Source organism: Chroococcidiopsis sp. CCALA 051 (genome assembly GCF_003015105.1).
Lineage (GTDB): Bacteria > Cyanobacteriota > Cyanobacteriia > Cyanobacteriales > Chroococcidiopsidaceae > Chroococcidiopsis > Chroococcidiopsis thermalis.
In genome coordinates this window covers 1-18,192 of the sequence record NZ_PYCI01000134.1, presented here as the reverse complement: position 1 = coordinate 18,192, position 18,192 = coordinate 1, and the positions used below count along the sequence as shown (strand labels likewise).

The 18,192-nt window shown below is 44.6% G+C and carries 14 protein-coding genes; all 14 read left to right on the top strand.

Going from position 1 to position 18,192, the window contains the following annotated elements; all coding sequences use genetic code 11:
• Positions 1-383 precede the first annotated feature (383 nt).
• The 14 genes from C7Y66_RS24805 (at position 384) to eboE (ending at position 18,100) form a co-directional block, all read left to right on the top strand.
• Complete coding sequence (locus C7Y66_RS24805) at positions 384-1,628, top strand: tyrosinase family protein (protein ID WP_106547621.1); 1,245 nt, start codon at positions 384-386, stop codon at positions 1,626-1,628.
• An 866-nt stretch (positions 1,629-2,494) separates the two neighbouring features.
• On the top strand, positions 2,495-3,307 hold the full coding sequence (locus tag C7Y66_RS24800) for a DNA-binding response regulator (RefSeq protein ID WP_199197612.1): 813 nt from the start codon (positions 2,495-2,497) through the stop codon (positions 3,305-3,307).
• Positions 3,308-3,686: 379 nt separating this feature from the next.
• Positions 3,687-5,630, top strand: a complete 1,944-nt coding sequence (gene scyA / locus C7Y66_RS24795; RefSeq protein WP_106547622.1) for a scytonemin biosynthesis protein ScyA — start codon at positions 3,687-3,689, stop codon at positions 5,628-5,630.
• A 108-nt stretch (positions 5,631-5,738) separates the two neighbouring features.
• Positions 5,739-6,791: a tryptophan dehydrogenase ScyB gene (gene scyB / locus C7Y66_RS24790; RefSeq protein ID WP_106547620.1), complete on the top strand. Its 1,053-nt coding sequence runs from the start codon at positions 5,739-5,741 to the stop codon at positions 6,789-6,791.
• Between the two features lie 100 nt (positions 6,792-6,891).
• On the top strand, positions 6,892-7,842 hold the full coding sequence (gene scyC, locus C7Y66_RS24785; protein WP_106547619.1) for a scytonemin biosynthesis cyclase/decarboxylase ScyC: 951 nt from the start codon (positions 6,892-6,894) through the stop codon (positions 7,840-7,842).
• A 115-nt stretch (positions 7,843-7,957) separates the two neighbouring features.
• On the top strand, positions 7,958-9,460 hold the full coding sequence (locus C7Y66_RS24780; protein WP_106547618.1) for a ScyD/ScyE family protein: 1,503 nt from the start codon (positions 7,958-7,960) through the stop codon (positions 9,458-9,460).
• A gap of 32 nt (positions 9,461-9,492) precedes the next feature.
• Entirely contained in the window at positions 9,493-10,653 is a 1,161-nt protein-coding gene (scyF, locus tag C7Y66_RS24775; RefSeq protein ID WP_106547617.1) for a scytonemin biosynthesis PEP-CTERM protein ScyF, read from the top strand.
• Between the two features lie 196 nt (positions 10,654-10,849).
• A complete protein-coding gene (locus C7Y66_RS24770) occupies positions 10,850-11,548 on the top strand; it encodes an EboA family metabolite traffic protein (protein WP_106547616.1) in 699 nt (232 codons plus the stop codon).
• A gap of 53 nt (positions 11,549-11,601) precedes the next feature.
• Positions 11,602-12,543 carry a TatD family hydrolase gene (locus C7Y66_RS24765; protein WP_106547615.1) on the top strand — a complete coding sequence of 314 codons (942 nt, stop codon included), beginning with the start codon at positions 11,602-11,604 and terminating at the stop codon, positions 12,541-12,543.
• Between the two features lie 146 nt (positions 12,544-12,689).
• The gene (gene eboC, locus C7Y66_RS24760; protein WP_106547614.1) at positions 12,690-13,601 is read left to right on the top strand and encodes a UbiA-like protein EboC; all 912 of its coding nucleotides are present in this window, start codon (positions 12,690-12,692) and stop codon (positions 13,599-13,601) included.
• A gap of 95 nt (positions 13,602-13,696) precedes the next feature.
• A complete protein-coding gene (gene tyrA / locus C7Y66_RS24755) occupies positions 13,697-14,539 on the top strand; it encodes a bifunctional chorismate mutase/prephenate dehydrogenase (RefSeq protein WP_106547613.1) in 843 nt (280 codons plus the stop codon).
• An 82-nt stretch (positions 14,540-14,621) separates the two neighbouring features.
• Entirely contained in the window at positions 14,622-15,323 is a 702-nt protein-coding gene (locus tag C7Y66_RS24750) for a DsbA family oxidoreductase (RefSeq protein ID WP_106547612.1), read from the top strand.
• Positions 15,324-15,420: 97 nt separating this feature from the next.
• Positions 15,421-16,596, top strand: coding sequence for a 3-dehydroquinate synthase (locus tag C7Y66_RS24745; RefSeq protein ID WP_106547611.1), 1,176 nt, complete (start codon positions 15,421-15,423; stop codon positions 16,594-16,596).
• Positions 16,597-16,861: 265 nt separating this feature from the next.
• The gene (gene eboE / locus C7Y66_RS24740; protein ID WP_106547610.1) at positions 16,862-18,100 is read left to right on the top strand and encodes a metabolite traffic protein EboE; all 1,239 of its coding nucleotides are present in this window, start codon (positions 16,862-16,864) and stop codon (positions 18,098-18,100) included.
• Positions 18,101-18,192 lie beyond the last annotated feature (92 nt).

The window sequence follows — 18,192 nt, the reverse complement described above, 5'->3', positions numbered from 1 at the left end:
CATCACATCTGCCAGAAGACAGAATTTAAAAAAATTGTAGAGATGAACGATTTTGTTTCTGTATTCTATTTTACTGTTTTCTAAAAAAAGCAGCAATTTTAATAAAAATTAATTGAATTTTCATTTTAGTAAGGTGGGGCATTGCCCACCTGACTCTTACCTCTTGCGCTAGCCTGCCCCAGCTCAAATATCCATGGGAGTCACAGACGAGCGGTGAAGATTGACTCTAAAATTCCTATCTTTTTGATTATCGACGTAATTACAAAAGAATCGACAGGACTTCAAAAAATTATCCATTGTTTTGCTGTTTTGCTTCTTCTAACTTAGTTTTTCTAGTGACTGCCTCAGCAGATGAGCAATGCAAGAGAAGAAAAAGTAAGACTATGAAGATGTTTCGCCGCGCGATCGCGTTCTTATTGGCTGTGAGTTTAATTGCTATTTCGATCGGATCGGGAAGTTCTGTCAGTGCTGACGACAATATAGCCGTCAGAAAAAATATTATTGACCTCACTTCTACAGAGAAAGCAGCCTTCATCAAGGCAGTTAAAACCCTAAAAAACACCACTTTACCCGAGCATCAAATTAGCATTTACGACGAGTTTGTCGCTCAACACGTAGCAGCAATGGGGCTAATGTCAAAAGATGCTAAAGGTCCAGCAGCTGGGCATGATGGCGCTCACGAAAGTTCGATATTATTACCTTGGCATCGCGAATTTATCTGGCGATTTGAAACAGCTTTGCGATCGGTCGATCCTAACGTCACGCTTCCTTATTGGGACTGGACGAACCCCCAAGCGTTAGCAGCAATTTTCTCAGATGACTTTGCGGGTGGCAATGGCGAAGGAGTCACAATCTCAATTCCAGATGCAGGCGATTTTTCGGGTGGTGCAGTTCCCGGTACTTTTAGCGCCGCCAATGGCTGGAATTTGTACCCAGAATTGCACATTACACCAGATGGACAACCGATGGGTGAAGTGCTACTGCGCTTCATGCAACTTCCGCCAACGAATAATTACCCAGTACCTCAAGCAGATGTCGATCGCATTCTGGCTGCAAACGACTACGATACTTTTCGCCAAGCGATCGAAGGGTTCATTCAATTAAATCCCTCCGGTCAGCCAAAAAATGGAGTATTCATGCATAATTATTTTCACAGCTTTGTAGGTGGAGCTAATTTCGACCCTAGTGTAGGTCGTCCCGAACCTCTAGGCACAATGGCTTCTCTTGCGAGTTCGATTTACGATCCGGTATTTTGGTTAATCCATGCTAATGTGGATCGACTCTGGGCGGAATGGCAGCAAAGCGGTCATGCTGGTAGTCAATATTATCCCGCTCAAGGTGGTCATTATGGGGAAAATTTGAGCGATCGCATGTGGCCCTGGGATGGAGGTGAATCAACCCCAGCCAATCAAGGAACGGGAGATCAATTATCTTTATTACCTGCTGTACCTGCAAACGATATAGTTACCCCAGCCGACACATTAGATTTAACTAAGTATGGCTACACATACGACACGTTGAAGATGACAAATTCTAGATCTAGCTCTCGAATAGCTGTTTTGAGTCTGACTATCTTTGCTACGATCGCTTGGCGATTGCAGTTCCAGCAATTAAGTCGTAGAAGTTAGATTTGGCGATCGTTTTGAGTGCGATCGGCAGCAGTGTTAAATCAATAGCGCTGCTGAAATTAATTTTTTATTAAACTAGTCAATTTTTTTTATACCTAACTTATCTTCATCACTTAGTTTTTGTCGTGATGTGAAGAGCTGAATCTTAGGTTTTTCTGGGCTGAATCTGAGTGACTTTTAATACAGTAAACGCGATCGGACGTTCTAGAAATGATTGTTTGCTACTCGAACTCTGACTGAGACTTTAGATTAAGATTACACGCAAATCAACGACAAGCAACACAATAGCTACTGTATTCTTACTCCCGCGTCTATCAAAAGCATGAGATTGTATGGTTTCTAAAGGTGTGTTCGATCGCACTAATTTACATAAGAGCGAGCATGAGCATATGCGTTTATATTATTTGCGTATACAGCACAACAACTCTCTAATTAAAAACAAGAATTTTCATTTTGATAGTAATTACTTATCAATATTTGCTGGCTGAATCAAAAAAAAACAAGTTAGACATAAATCAGACATAAACTACACATAGTGGCTTTCGCAGGTAGACAAAATCTTTGTTAAGCTCTTGATTAGTGACTTGTTCAGGTGTCTCAAGTATTTCCGCGTTAAGTTCGTTGCTTAATTCGGTATTTTCTAGAGTCATATTTAATACAGTAGACGATTGCTTGCTAGATTAGATGGACACATGTAGTATCTACGCTACTCTGCTCTGAAACTCTATTTTAGAGAGGGTGTTACCGCTCGAATTAACGACTCTTGCATTCAATGGAAGGACAAGAGCGTTGCAAAATGCTTTTGACAGATCTGTCTCATTCAGATAAATCCTTCCCATGTTAATAACGTTTTCATGGCAGAGGATATGGTGAAAAAGATTCTGGTGATAGAAGAGAGCGTCCAAACTCGCAATTTATTTTTAGAGTGTTTGGAGGCTAAAGGTTTTCATGCCATTAGTGCTGAAAATGGTGCGGTTGGTATACAACAAGTCCAAAAGCAATTACCCGATCTAATCGTGTGTGGCATTGCTAGAATAGCCGAATACGATGGGTTTGGTGTTCTAACTGCCATCCGCAAAAACCCTGCCACAGCAGTTATTCCGTTCATCTTTGTTACTAGTAGAACAACGCGAGATGACATCCGTAAAGGCATGGAGTTAGGAGCAGATGATTATCTAACTAAACCTTGTACTTTAAAGGAATTACTCAGAGCAATTAACGTCCAACTGGAAAAGAGAGAGACTATTCAGAAATGGTATACATCTAACGATCGGCAGACACTTTCAAAAGCAGCGGTTGCTGAAACTTTAAACTCTACAGCTTTGCACTCAATCTTTCCGGCAACTTCTCAAATGGCAGCTGTGTTTCGCTTCATTGAAGAGAATTACTGGCAACCAATTACTCTGTGTGACATAGCACAAGCTGTGGGTTATTCTCCAGCTTATTTAACTAATTTAGTCAGACAGCAAACTGGTAAGAGCGTTCATCGCTGGTTAGTAGAACGCCGAATGGCACAAGCAATTTGCTTGCTGCAAAAAACCGAGCAGACTATCGGTCAAATTGCTGAAACCATTGGCTATCAAGACGTTTGCCATTTCAGTCGTTACTTTCGTCAGTTTTACGGTACGAGTCCTCAAGCTTGGAGAAACGAACACCGCTGTCGCGTTGCCGCGAGCTAAATCTAAGCTAAATCAAAAGAAATGGCAAGCGCATCAAAAAATTACTCATTGGAACCACTATGCCGCGTTATGTAAGCTTTTCGGTTAGTACCTCGCCAATTCACTTTATAATTTTGATTCTATCGGCGATCGCAGTACTGACAATTAGCTAAACCATAACTCTTAAAAGTGGCTTATTTTTTGGCGTTGAATTTGTCAGTCATCTACACGAAACTGACTGCAAATTAGCAATTGCTAATCTAAATTGACTAGCAATTCCAACTCAACGGAAGTTAGAAACAAATTTCAGCTCTAATATTTCTTTCCAGGTTTGAGTTTCTACGTTCTGACGATTCGATCGCGATCGGAACGTGCTGAAAATCCTATCACCCAAACAGCAATGACCGACAACCACATTCGCTCGTCTCCTTCTATCGACTCAGAAACCACATTCCATCCAGACACTGGTAGCATCGACTCAGAAACCACATTCCATCCAGACACTGGTAGCGCCGAATCAGCATCATCTCTCGATCCTAGCTATAAGTATTACAACTCCAAAGATTCCAGCAACATCGCAGCCGAGTCGGAAGATAACGATACTAGCACTCAGATACTTGTGTTGCCTTCAGTGGCAGATGCGATCGCGCAGATGCTAGCAGACTTAGGCTTCAAATATGCCTTTGGAGTTGCCGGGGGTGCAATGGCAACCATTTGGGGTGCTTTGTCTAATAGCAGCATCCAGGTGATTCACTGCCGTCACGAAGGAGGAGCGGCTTTTGCAGCTGTAGAAGCATGTTTTGCTAGCGATCGCCCCGTTGTTGTCTTTACCACTGCCGGACCGGGACTAACGAACTCGCTAACGGGATTGCTAGCAGGGCGGGGAGAAGGAGCAAAAGTTATATTAATCTCAGCTTGTACCTCTGCCGCACAGCGCGGACGCTGGGCAATACAAGAAACTAGCACCTACACCATGCCACAAGCGGGAATTTTTACCCCAGGAGTGCTGTTCGACTACGCGATTACACTTGAGTGTGCCGAGCAATTACCGCAAATTTCCCGCCAACTTGCCCTCGGACTGTCACAATCTGGCGGTTTTGTCGCTCATTTGAGTATTCCGACAGGCGTACAAACTAGCAGTCTGAGCATACCACTGCCTCAGTTAGACCTTTCCCACGCTCTCATAACCCCCAGTGAGGAAACGATCGCCCATTGCGTGCAACTTTTAACCGAAGCACCTTTTGCGATCTGGGTGGGTTTTGGCGCGAGAAATGCTGCTGAAGAGATTTATCAGCTAGCCGAACGTACCGGAGCCGCAGTGATGTGTTCTCCCCGTGGGAAAGGAATCTTTCCTGAAGACCATCCACAGTTTGTTGGCGTTACAGGCTTAGGTGGTCATACCTCAGTTCTGAAGTACATGCAAGAATCTCCACCATTGCGAACTTTAGTACTGGGAACGCGATTGGGAGAACCCACTTCATTTTGGAATCCGACGATGGTTCCTGCGAGAGGATTTATTCATGTAGACATCGATCCAGTAGTTCCAGGAGTTGCTTATCCAGCAGCTGAAACAGTACCAGTTCAAGCCGATATCGGTGCATTTTTGCGATCGCTGCTCAAGTACATGGATAAGACGCAAAGCTTTGCAACTCTGAAAAGTCGCGCAAATAGAACGCTACCCCACCCCGAACCAGAACCAATTACCGCTGCAACTAGCGATTTAATTAGACCTGAAGTCTTGATGGCAGCAATTCAAAAGGTAATGGTTGAAGGTAGCAACGCGGCGATCGCTGCTGAGTCTGGGAATTCGTTTACTTGGGCAACGCACATGTTGCGAATTGACAAACCAAATCGCTATCGAGTCAGCACCGGAGTTGGTTCGATGGGACATATGGTAGCAGGTGTGATTGGTATAGCCTTGGGACGTAAGAGTAAAGCCGTTGCCATCACCGGAGACGGTTCAATGCTGATGAATAACGAGTTGAACACTGCCGTCAAGTATCAAATTCCTGCCATCTGGATCGTGCTGAATGACGGACGGTACAACATGTGCGAACAGGGGATGAAGATGTTGAAACTGCAAGGTGCAGATGCAACGATTCCCCAAGTCGATTTTGTGGCGATCGCTCGCGGGATGAGAGCTGATGGCATTCGCATCGAAAAAGAGTCTGAGCTTGAAGCAGCATTACAATACGCGATCGATTCTCCTCTTCCTTTTGTCGTCGATGTCATCATCGACCCTTCGCGACTCGCACCTTCCGGCGGACGTAACAAGAGCCTGCAAGCGCAAGGGGTTAAATCAACTGCTAAAGAACAAGTTTCATTCCCCATGATTAGCGAATAGTGAATAGTGAGTGGCTAGTGGCTAGTGGCTAGTAGCTAGTTAATTGCGACTTGCGACTTGCGACTTGCGACTTGAATTGTCCCCAGCCCCTAATTTGAGGATAGATGCGTGAAGCTGTTTGAGACCGTTAAAGAAATGGGACACGAGCAAGTCCTGTTTTTTCAAGATAAAGAACTGAATTTTAAAGCCATAATTGCTCTCCACGATACGAGTTTGGGACGAGCGATGGGCGCAACTCGGCTATTTCCTTATGCTAGTGAAGAAGATGCTTTACGAGATGTTCTGCGTCTGAGTCGCGGTATGACCTATAAGGCTGCTTGTGCCAATATTCCCGTAGGTGGTGGCAAGGCAGTAATTATTGCCAATCCCGACCAGAAGACAGACAAAATGCTCAGGGCGTATGGGCGTTTTGTCGATAGTCTTCAAGGACGTTTTATTACAGGTCAAGATGTGAATATTTGTCCTGAAGACGTGCAGGAGATGCGGCGCGAAACTAGATATGTTGTTGGGTTAACGGGAAAAGCTGGTGGTCCAGCTCCAGCAACAGCTTTAGGAGTGTTTTTAGGAATTCAAGCTGCTGTTTTCTTTCAGTTCAACAAACAAGATTTGAACGGACTGCGAGTTGCCGTTCAAGGATTAGGAAATGTTGGCGGAAAACTCTGTGACTATTTACATCGGCGTGGTGTAAAACTTTTTGTCACGGATCTAAATCACAATAGAGCAGAGGAAATTAAGCAACTCTATGGGGCAACAGTTGTAGAACCTGAAGACATATATTCACTCGACGTTGATATTTTTGCTCCCTGTGCAATGGGAGCAATTCTTAATAGCGAGACAATTCCCTTAATTCAAGCTTCTATTATTGCAGGCTGTGCTAATAATCAACTGCAAGATGAGAACATTCACAGCGCAATGCTGAAATCAAAAGGAATTATTTACTGCCCCGATTATGTAATTAATTCTGGCGGCTTAATTAATGTTTACCACGAACTTACATTTTCAGATGAGGCAAGTTACTTAAAACAAATTCATAGCATCTACGATACTTTGCTAGAAATTTTCACCAAGTCAAAAGCAGAAAATATCACAACTCAAGATGCTTCTAAGCGTCTTGCAGAAGAACGGATATTAAAAGCAAGAAAACTTGCGATCGCGGCGTAAATCAGTTATTAGTGATTAGTGACTAATGACTAGATATTAAGAATCCAACCACTAGCCGCTAGCCACCAGCCACTCACTATTTATCTATTACCAATTTCGGATGGAAAAAAATACGTTTGCTACGTCAGCTTATATTGCGACTTCACCAGAGATAGCTTTTGACTATCTTTGTAGTTTAAAGAATCTGGATGAATGGACTCTTTTTAGCCGGATGATCGAACAGATCGATGAGAATACCTGGCGAGGAACTGCTTCTGGCTATCAACGAGATCTTTTCTACCACGTTAGAAAGATTGAAAATCCGCTTTTTTTCGGTATAGAATGGCACTGTGGCTTTGAGTACCAAAAATACTTCCAAGTGTATCCGGTTCTATTATTTCCACCCGAATATGTAGAGCCAGGAACAGATGAGAAAGGAGTTTATTTTCACTGGTTGAGTTTTGTCGATCCAGCGCGCCGAACTCCAATGATTATGGAGGGAATTCATACAGTTCATACATCTGAATGTCGCTCGCTTAAGGCAATTTTGGAACGCAATGCTGGCGAGACTCAAGCAGCTCAAGGACGTTACAAAATTGATACTGATACGATTTACATTGACGCGCCGCTTGATACTGCGATCGCCTACTTACAAGATTTACGTAATTTAGATGAATGGGCGCATCTACTCCGAGCAGATGGCGAAGTCAGTAGCGAATCTGGTGAATTCTTAGATGAATATAACCAGAAAGTAAAAGTTACATTTCGCACCCACGATCTCAAGAATTACTACCTTGTAGAACAGGATTATTTTTATCCTGAATACAATTTTATTCAGCGCAGTCCTGTGATTCTGATTCCTTGTGCCTATGCCTTTGGTAACTCAGAAGCCCGTGGATGTATTCAACATCGCATTAGTTTCTGGGAAGTAGGCAAAGCTCCGCGTCACGGTAAATTACAACTAGAGGACTTTGGCGCTGAAAGTATGAATATTAAGCGTTTTCTAGAAGCTAAAGCTGGTAATTTTGACACCTTTGCCAGAGGGATGAGCTATCTTTTACCTTCTGCTTAGAAGAATACGAGAAAGCGCGATCGCGTTTTGTTTTTAAATTGAGGAAAAGGGATTCGGTGTCTTCATCAGGGGCATTAAAATTTTTCACTTCATTTATTAGTTGGTTGCCAAAAGTATGAAGCTCAAACAACTTACGATTGCACTTATAACTGTTTCTATTGCCCTTGTTTTTGGACCGCAAGCCGCCAGAGCTGCGTCATTAACAACACTCGCTGATGGACTCAACAATGCACGGGGTCTTAGTTTTGACTCTGAAGGTAACGCCTACATAGGCGAGACAGGATTAGGGGGTGATGGTGTGTGTCAACCGTCTCCTAGTACCCAATTTGAGCTGATATGTTCTGGTAACACTGGTTCAGTCACAAAAGTTACGCCTGATGGAACGCAAAGTCGCGTTATCGACGGGACTGAATCTTTAGCCTTACAACAAACCAAAGAGCAAGGTGCAGGTCCGCAAGAACTCAATTTTGATTCTAGTGGTAATGCTTATCTGCTGACCGGTTTTGCTGGTAATCCAGCCAACCGAGATGCAGAATTAAATGCTCTTTCTACTAACATCCAGTTCCCTCCTCAGCAACAGCAGGCTGCACCTCCAGTTGCACCCGACCAAGTGTTAGGCACGACTACTTTGGGAAAATTGTACAAAACAGATCTAAACACGGGTAGTTTAACAGAGGTTGCCGATTTGTCGAAAGCCGAACTTACAAGTAATCCCGACGGCGGCGATGTAATTAGCAATCCCTATGATTTTGTGATTAAAGATAATACTGCGTATATCGGTGATGGGGGTGCTAACGTTATTTGGAACGTGAATCTTGATAGCGGCGAGACTAAAGCAACTAAAATTCCTGGGCAAACCTTAGAAAATCCAGAATTTCCCCCAAATGTATCTATTCCAGGTGCGGGGCAAGAGCAACCTCCAGCCGGACAGCAAGGACAAGATGCGGTTCCTGGCGTACCAGCCGAGCAAGAGGCGGCTGGACTACCAGCAGAGCAAATACCAAGCCAGGTAGATATTCAATCGGTAGTTACAGGTGTAGATATCGGTCCCGATGGAGCCGTATATGCTGGCGAACTCACGGGCTTCCCATATCCCGAAGGTAAAGCAAAAGTCTGGCGGATTGGAGAGAATGGCGAGCCAGAGGTTTTTGCTGATGGTTTTACGCAAATTACCGATATCAAATTCGATCGAGACGGCAATTTACTGGTGTTGCAATTTGCCGACGAAGCCCAGTGGAAAGGCGGCGGTCAGAGCTTACAAGACCTACCAGGCTCTCTAATCAAACTTGCTCCTGACGGTACGCGCACGACTCTTGTAGCTGCGGGTGAAGGACTTGCCTCGGCTGCGGGTCTTAATATTGGTCCTGATGGTGAGATCTATGTCGTTAACAATGGGGTTGGACCAGGTACGGGGGAACTTGTACGAGTTGATGGTGTCGGGTCTGCGGCAGCCGTTCCCGAACCTTCTTCTATCTTAGGCTTACTCTTGTTTGGAGTTATGGGTGGTGGTACGTGGTTCAAACGCAAACAGCAACAAGATCGAGAAGCGAATGCGCTTCGCGCAAGCTTCGCGAACGCGCCAGAACCAGCAAAAACCTTATCTCAGTCCTCGATTTAGATCGCGTAACCATACCAAGAGGAGACAGACAAATGAGTTTATTCAGAAATTTCTCGATCGCGATCGCTACTGCTGGATGTGTCATCGCCACCACAACCCAAGCTAACGCTTCCATTACCTTAGAATATGAGGGTGATATCGGTAGACCAGCCAACTTTGCCGCAGGAGAAACTCCATTCACTCCAGGTACGCTTGCCATTCCCCAAGGCATAGCAGTACAGGAAGAAACAGGAAATGTTTTCGTGGCTAATGACGTAACCGATCAAATCCAAGTTTTCGACTCACAAGGTAATTATCTTCAAGGTATTGGCAGTACGGGTAGCGGACCTGGGCAATCTGACGGGCAATCAGCGATCGCCTTTGAACCAAATACTGGGAATTTGTATGCAGGTGATGTTAACAACAACCGGATTAACGTCTTCGATCCGCAAGGCAACTATGTCAATTCCATTGCTCAAGGTCAATTTAGCGGACTCATTGAAGGCAGACCTTTCTTTGGACCATCGGGCATTGTATTCGATAATAAAGGCAATGGATACGTGGGTGATTATAGTAGCGATCGCATCTTGAAATTTAATTCATCAAGTGGCGAGGTTACTGGTTCTATTGGCAGCAGTGGAACTACACCTGGACAATTTCAAGGACCGTCAGGCATAGCAGTCAGGTCTGATGGAAATTTAGTTGTGACCGATCAGTTCAACAACCGCATTCAAGTCGTTAGCCCAGAAGGTGACGCGCTGCTTACTTTTGGCAAAGAAGGCACTGGAGAGGGAGAATTCAATCAGCCAATCGATGTTGAAGTGGACGAGAAAGATAATCTCTACGTGACGGATTCTATCAATAGTCGCGTTCAAGTATTCGATAAAAATGGTAACTTTCTAAGTGCATTTGGCGAACCTGCCCGCGATGCAAATGGCAATGTCGTACCACCTTTATCGTTAGGCGCACCCTCTCCCTATGGCGATCCCTTAGATCTCGAACCTGGTAAGTTTAACTGGACGGCAGGTTCGGACTTGAAAGATGGCAAGCTTTATGTTGGCGACTTTTTCCAAGGTCGCGTCCAAGTGTTAGATGTTGTAGATAGCTCCTCATCATCTGCTGAAGTTCCCGAACCTTCTGCATTTTTGGGTGTAGCTGTTTTAGGTGCTGGCGTTGCTGCGGTCAAGTTGAAAAAGGTAATGGGTAATGGGTGATGGGTAATTGGTAATGGCAATTATCAGCCATTAACAATTACTAATTAATATCAAATTCATCTGAACAATCGTATTGTCGCGGTGTTAGGGCGGGTTTGACGAGATCTTGAAATAAAAGTAGAGATTGTTGGTGAACCCGCCCCTACAAATACCGATCGCCAATGACCAATGACCAATTACCAACTACCAACTACCAATGACTACAACACAAGTTAGCATCACTGATTTAATTTATAGTTGGTTGGAGCGGAATGTCGATCGCGCGGGTTTGAATTGGTTGGAGGAAAAGCGATCGCAAATTGCTCAAGGAGCGGCTGTAAAAGTATTTTTTACAGCTTTTAGTGCTACGCCGCGCTATACGGGCAAAAACAGCTTGCAGTTAACGCCATCTGACTTGCAAGCAGCTGCGATCGCCCGAAAAGGTTGGTTTCCGATCGATTGGAGTGTAGAGCGAGCTGCGCGGATACTCCTAGTCCTAGCTCTACCACAGCATGACGAGTCACAATACTTGCAAACGTTAGAGCAAGTCTTTACTGCTGCTGATATAGGGGAGTTAGTCGCACTCTACCAAGCTCTACCATTGCTATCTTACCCAGAGCGATTGAAAGCGCGGGCGGCTGAGGGAGTACGTAGCAACATGACTGATGTATTTAATGCTGTAGCCTTACAAAATCCATATCCAGCCGAGTATTTTGACAATCTTGCTTGGAATCAAATGATATTGAAAGCATTATTTGTTGGTAGTCCACTGCATTTAATTCAAGGACTCGATCGCCGTGCCAATCCAGAATTAACCAAAATGCTACTCGATTATGCCAGCGAACGCCAAGCCGCTAACCGCTCGGTATCTCCTGAATTATGGGAATTAGTGAAAAAGTCAAAAGTCAAAAGCTAAAAGTCAAAACTAATATCTAATGACCAATGAGCAACAACAAAAGAGTATAAATTATGAATAATTCCGAATTCCGAATTCCGAATTCCGAATTCTATATAGATCCTCACATCCACATGACCGCTCGCACTACATACGATTACATAATTATGCGGGAGTCAGGGATTGTGGCGACGATTGAACCTGCCTTTTGGTTGGGACAACCTCGCACCCACGTTGGCACGTTTCAGGATTATTTTAATAGTTTGGTAGGGTGGGAAAGGTTTCGAGCGAGTCAGTTTGGCATTCAACATTACTGCACGATCGGCATCAATCCGAAAGAGGCTAATAACGAAGCTCTAGCCGAGGCAGTGATGGAGTTGTTACCACTGTACGTTTGCAAAGAAGGTGTGGTAGCAATTGGCGAAATTGGTTATGACGACCAAACCCCAGCCGAAGACAAATACTTTCGCCTGCAATTAGAACTAGCGAAAGAACTAGATATGCTGGTGTTAATTCATACGCCCCATCGCAACAAAAAAGCAGGAACGAGCCGTAGTATGGATGCTTGCGTCGAGCATGGCTTAGATCCAGCACGGGTCATTATCGACCATAACAATGAAGAGACAGTACGGGAAGTTTTAGATCGGGGATTCTGGGCAGCTTTTACCATTTACCCGCAAACCAAAATGGGTAACGCACGTATGGTAGAGATTGTCAAGCAATACGGTTGCGATCGCATTATTGTCGATAGCAGTGCTGACTGGGGCATTAGCGATCCGCTTGCCGTACCCAAAACTGCCCAACTGATGCGAGAACGGGGAATCCCAGAGACTTACGTTCGAGCAGTTTGCTACGAAAATGCCCTAGCTGCATATAGCCAAAGCGGACAAATACAAGAAACAGACTGGCTGGCTTCAGATGCGATCGATCAGCGACACATGTTTAACGGTAACTCAGTGCTGCGCGGACAAGCACCAACAGTGGGAGCCAGTAGAGAATGCATTTTGATCGAGTAAACAGTTATCAGTTATCAGTTATCAGGTGTGGGTCATCGGTAATTGGTAATTGCTAATTGTTGGTTGTCTCTCACCTGCGCACCTGCTCCCTTGTCTCGCTTGTCCCTTTCTTACCCTCACCCCTCGCCCCTCACTCCTCACCCCTTATGAGTGCCACAAGTTTAAATTCCTATCGCCTTTGGGCATATCTTCAATTGATGCGTCCAGCTAATATTGTCACTGCTTGGGCAGATATTCTGGCTGGATTTGCGATTTCTGGCTTTATGGTGATTCAAGCTGGAACTTTAGAATTGGAGGCACTCGGATGGTTGCTGTTAGCGACTACGGGTTTGTATGGTGGTGGAGTCGTGTTTAATGATGTTTTTGATGCCGAACTAGATAATAAAGAGCGACCCGAAAGACCTATCCCTAGTGGGAGAGCATCGCGTCAAAGCGCGGCTACACTAGCTAGCGTGCTGTTACTTGTTGGTATAGTCGCGGCTGCTCAAGTCTCTTTTCTAAGTGCAATTTTGGCTATTTGCATTGCAGTTGGGGCAGTCGTGTATGACAGTTTAGGCAAACATCAGGCTCTAGTAGGGGCGCTGAATATGGGTTTGTGTCGTGGTGGCAATCTCCTCCTTGGTATGAGTGCCGTGCCTGCAATAGTTGGTGAATATTGGTTTTTAGCACTTATTCCGATTTTTTACATTGCTGCAATTACTAGCCTCAGTCAGGGTGAAGTGCATGGAGCTAAAGGTAATACTCCGACGATCGCGCTTTTACTAATTATTACAGTCATTACCGCACTATTCGGATTAGAGCTGCTGCCCAATTATCACATCCTCACAGCATTACCCGCGATCGCTCTATTTACAGGCTACTTATTACCACCCGTTATTCAAGCTGTAAGCCAACCCACCCCAGAACAGATCCGTAATGCCGTGCGATCGGGCATACTATCGCTCGTTATTCTCGATGCAACGATTGCCGCTGGTTTCGCCAGTTTGCCTTATGGCTTATTCGTTTTGTGTCTTTTACCTATTTCGATCGCACTGGCACAAATATTTGCTGTGACATGAAGTCAGTTATCAGTGTAGAGACGTTACATGCAACGTCTCTACAAAGTTATCAGTTAACAGTCAATCAATAACAAATGACCAATGACTAATGACCAATGACAAATTTTAATAGATCTCGAAAAATAACGATTATTGGTGGACGGGGTAGAATGGGTCAGTTTTTTACTCAACAACTGTCTACAGCCGGACATCAGGTTAGTACTTTGGGAAACCAAGACTGGGATCGAGCCAGTCAACTGCTGGGTGAAGCAGAACTTGTCATAGTTAGCGTTCCCATCGAACGGACAGTAGCTGTTATCGAACGTGCAGCTAAGTATCTGTTGCCAACTACAGCTTTAGCTGACATTACAAGTATTAAAGCCCAACCAGTACAGGCAATGCTGGCAAATCATGCCGGAGCCGTGATGGGATTGCATCCGATGTTTGGTCCTAGCGTTAAATCGTTTGCTGGACAAAAAGTCGTTATTTGTTCTGGGCGAAACGACGAAATATTTCAGTGGTTATTAGATTTTATTGCCGATCGCGGTGGTGAATTAATTAGCTGCACACCTGAAGAACACGATCGCATCATGGTAACGATCCAAGCAACGCGACACTTTTCTCGATTTTGTTGCGGTGCATTCTTGTCAGCAGAAAATACCGATATCGATCGAAGCTTATTAATGTCAACTCCTAGTTATCGGCAAGAAATTGAGATTGTTAATCGCTTATTCGCGCAAAATCCAGCTTTATGCGTAGATATTATGCTAGCCACAGAAGAAAGATGTGAAGCGATCGCGAGATTAGCACAAACCTACAGCCGTTTAGCAGAACTTATTCTTCAAAAAGACCGTTCGGCATTAATCCGAGAATTTGAGATTGCCCAAAGCTTTTTGACTCAAGAAAATCTGGCTTCCACCAAACAGAAAGAATACGCGATCGCGGCTACTCAGTTGTAGAGACGTTACATGTAAAGTCTCTACAAAGCAATCGATTAATTTCGACTTACGACTTACAAATTACCAATTGCCCATTACCCCTATGCTTATTGATATTTTTCATGATTTTGCTTGCCCTTGGTGCTGGATTGGCAAAAAACACTTGTTTGATGCGATCGCTCAATGGCATGGTGAAGCTGTTCGCATCCGCTGGCATCCATTCTTATTAGATAACTCCATTCCGCCAGAAGGATATGAGTTTCGTAGCTTTATGCAGGCAAGGAAAGGAATCGAAGCGGTAGCACTACAGCAAATGTTCGATCGCACTCGTCAAGTAGGTGAGAGAGCAGGAGTTAAGCTAGATTTTAATCAGATATCTTTGGCTGTTAACACAACTCTTGCTCATCAATTAGTTGCTTTAACGCCCGAAGATCTCAAAACAACTTTAGTTGAAGCAATTTATCAAGCTTATTTTGAACGTAACCTCAATCTCGGCGATCGAGAAACTTTGATTTCTATAGGCGATGCTGTTGGCGTAAATACAAATAAGCTGCGTAATTTTTTAGGCAGTCATGCGTTAGTTAACTCAGTTATTGCTGAGTCAACATTTGCGCGGCTAAATGGAATTACCAGCGTGCCATTATTCATCTTTAACAACAAAGTCAGAGTTGACGGTTCTCACTCAGTCGAAGTATTCAAACAAGCCATGACTCGCGCTGCATTAATGGAAAAAAGTAATTTGTCGGAAGTTGTAGGGGCGCACAGCTGTGCGCCCGTACGGGAGTCGGGAGTCGGGAGTCGGTGAAGATATCGCTCGGGAGCAACTACCAATGACCAATGACTAATTACTAATTACTAATTCCCCACGCACCACGCACTACGCACTACACCTCACTCCTCACATGATTCTCGAAATTCAGCGTCAGACTAATTACAGTCTGCAACCAATTCATCAACGTGTATCTGTTACCTTTCGCTATCAAGTGCATTTCACTAAAAGATTGTTTCAATTAGATAATCCGTTGTTAGCACGGGTGATGACAGCTAGTGAAAATAGTCCTAAACAAGCAATTGCGATCGTCGATGCGGGATTAGTATCTCAGCATCAAGATCTGATTGCCCAACTATCTACTTATGCTCGGCGATATAACCATGCATTCCAGCTAGCTGCTGTGAAAGTCGTTGCTGGTGGAGAAGCTACCAAAAACGATCCTCAGGCAATTGAACAAATTCAACAGCTAATTCACCAAACTGGCTTATGCCGTCACTCTTATGTATTGGCAATCGGTGGTGGTGCTGTATTGGATATGGCAGGATATGCAGCCGCAACCGCTCACCGAGGCATTCGTCTCATCCGAGTCCCGACAACCGTATTAGCTCAAAACGATTCTGGTGTAGGGGTTAAAAATGGGATTAATGCCTTTGGCAAGAAAAACTTTCTCGGCACGTTTGCGCCTCCCTATGCTGTTTTAAATGACTGCGACTTTCTCTACAGCTTGGACGATCGCGATTGGCGATCGGGGATTGCCGAAGCAATCAAGGTTGCTTTAATCAAAGACGCAAGCTTCTTTGACGCGATCGCCAGCTCTGCTCCTGCGTTGGTGCGGCGAGACATGGATGCCATGCAACAACTAATTTATCGTTGCGCTCAGTTGCATCTAGAACACATAGCTAACAGTGGCGATCCATTTGAAATGGGTTCGTCCCGTCCTCTAGATTTCGGTCATTGGGCTGCGCACAAACTAGAGCAATTGACTGACTACAGCTTGCGCCACGGGGAAGCAGTCGCGATCGGCATCGCATTGGACAGCACCTATTCTTATCTACTAGGGCTACTTTCGCGCGGTGAGTGGCAACAGATACTCGATCTTCTGGAGGCGCTAGGCTTTGCCTTATACGTCCCCCAAATGAGACAAGACTGCTTATTTCAGGGACTCACCGAGTTTCGAGAGCATTTGGGCGGCGAGTTAACTCTGATGTTACTACAAGCGCTTGGACAGGGAATTGAAGTTCACGAAGTCGATCCGCTGTTGTACGGGGAAGCGATCGCAATTTTAGCTGACAGAAGTAGGGAGTAGGGAGCAGGGAGACAAGGGAGACAAGGGAGACAAGGGAGACAAGGGAGACAAGGGAGCAACCAATTACCAACTAACCCCATGTGCGACTTTTTTATAGCCCCCTTTTTAAGGGGGTTGGGGGATCGGAAAACTATGGTATTTGCGAAGAGATCCCCCCTAGCCCCCCTTTCCAAGGGGGGAACAAGAGTAAAGTTCCACATCGCGTAACTACCAACTGCTAACTACCAACTACCAACTACCAATTACCAATTACCAATTACCATTAATGAAAATCGATCGTAATTTACATTTAACCTACTGTACTAACATTCATCCTGGTGAGGGGTGGAACCAAGTTTTTGCTAACCTCCAGCAGTACATTCCCGCATTGAAGCAACGGCTGGCTCCTGAAAAACCATTTGGGATTGGGTTGCGTTTGGCAGATGTGGCGGCTAGGGAACTATTAGTAGAAAATAATCTAATTGAATTACGCTCGTGGCTGCGCGATCGCAATTTATATGTTTTTACCTTGAATGGCTTTCCCTATGGCGGGTTTCATCATCAAGTGGTGAAAGATCGGGTTTATGCTCCCGATTGGTCTATGTTAGAGCGGTTGAATTACACGTTGCGACTGACAAGAATTCTGGCGGAGTTGTTGCCAGATGGGATAGATGGTGGTATTTCCACATTACCACTATCGTATAAACCCTGGTTTGAAGAAAATTCAACGACTCGCGCATTTGTTTACAGGATTGCCAGCATTCACATTGCGCAAGTTGTTGCAGAAATGGTGCGTGTTCGTGCCGAAACGGGTAAATTGTTGCATCTAGATTTAGAACCAGAACCGGATGGATTAGTTGAAAATTCTGCCGAAGTGATTAATTATTTCCAGACACAACTTTTGCCCGTAGGGGGAAGATATTTAGCAAAGCAATTAGGCACTTCTTTAGCCGCAGCCGAAACACACTTACTAGAACACGTCAGAATTTGTTACGACACTTGCCATTTTGCCGTGGAATATGAAGAACCTGCGACTGTATTTCAAAGATTTCGTGCCGCAGGAATTCAAATTGGGAAGATTCAACTCAGTTCTGCTTTACAGCTAATCGTTCCCGAACCAGCCGCACAGCGTCGTCAGGTTGTAGAAAAGTTGCGTCCGTTTGCGGAATCGACCTATCTCCATCAAGCGATCGCCCGCGATCGCAATGGTAAACTTTATCGATATTCCGATTTAGTCACTGCCTTACCCGATTTAGAGCAAATACCAGCTTGCGAGTTGCGGATTCACTTTCACGTCCCGATTTTTATTCGCGACTATCAATTTTTGCAGTCTACCCAAGACCACATTAAAACCGTACTCGAACTATTGCAACGCGAGCGCATTTGCAGCTGTTTAGAAATTGAAACCTACACCTGGGATGTTCTTCCAGAAGATATGAAACTAGATTTAGTCAGCTCAATTCAGCGCGAATATGAATCAGTTGTCAGTTATCAGTTATCAGTGAAGAAAGGGTGTGGGGTGTAGGGTGTGGGGTGTGGTGCGTGTTGTAATTTTGAATTTTGAATTTTGAATTTTGAATTGGTAACTGCTCCCTCAGCTCTCTTCTCTCCCTTGTC

What these genes read in the sequence shown, in the direction of transcription:
- scyA (WP_106547622.1), top strand. Translation starts at nt 3,687, where the DNA reads ATGACCGACAACCACATTCGCTCGTCTCCTTCTATCGACTCAGAAACC.
- eboE (WP_106547610.1), top strand. Translation starts at nt 16,862, where the DNA reads ATGAAAATCGATCGTAATTTACATTTAACCTACTGTACTAACATTCAT.
- tyrA (WP_106547613.1), top strand. Translation starts at nt 13,697, where the DNA reads ATGACAAATTTTAATAGATCTCGAAAAATAACGATTATTGGTGGACGG.
- scyF (WP_106547617.1), top strand. Translation starts at nt 9,493, where the DNA reads ATGAGTTTATTCAGAAATTTCTCGATCGCGATCGCTACTGCTGGATGT.
- scyC (WP_106547619.1), top strand. Translation starts at nt 6,892, where the DNA reads ATGGAAAAAAATACGTTTGCTACGTCAGCTTATATTGCGACTTCACCA.
- C7Y66_RS24805 (WP_106547621.1), top strand. Translation starts at nt 384, where the DNA reads ATGAAGATGTTTCGCCGCGCGATCGCGTTCTTATTGGCTGTGAGTTTA.
- C7Y66_RS24780 (WP_106547618.1), top strand. Translation starts at nt 7,958, where the DNA reads ATGAAGCTCAAACAACTTACGATTGCACTTATAACTGTTTCTATTGCC.
- C7Y66_RS24745 (WP_106547611.1), top strand. Translation starts at nt 15,421, where the DNA reads ATGATTCTCGAAATTCAGCGTCAGACTAATTACAGTCTGCAACCAATT.
- C7Y66_RS24765 (WP_106547615.1), top strand. Translation starts at nt 11,602, where the DNA reads ATGAATAATTCCGAATTCCGAATTCCGAATTCCGAATTCTATATAGAT.
- C7Y66_RS24750 (WP_106547612.1), top strand. Translation starts at nt 14,622, where the DNA reads ATGCTTATTGATATTTTTCATGATTTTGCTTGCCCTTGGTGCTGGATT.
- C7Y66_RS24770 (WP_106547616.1), top strand. Translation starts at nt 10,850, where the DNA reads ATGACTACAACACAAGTTAGCATCACTGATTTAATTTATAGTTGGTTG.
- C7Y66_RS24800 (WP_199197612.1), top strand. Translation starts at nt 2,495, where the DNA reads ATGGTGAAAAAGATTCTGGTGATAGAAGAGAGCGTCCAAACTCGCAAT.
- eboC (WP_106547614.1), top strand. Translation starts at nt 12,690, where the DNA reads ATGAGTGCCACAAGTTTAAATTCCTATCGCCTTTGGGCATATCTTCAA.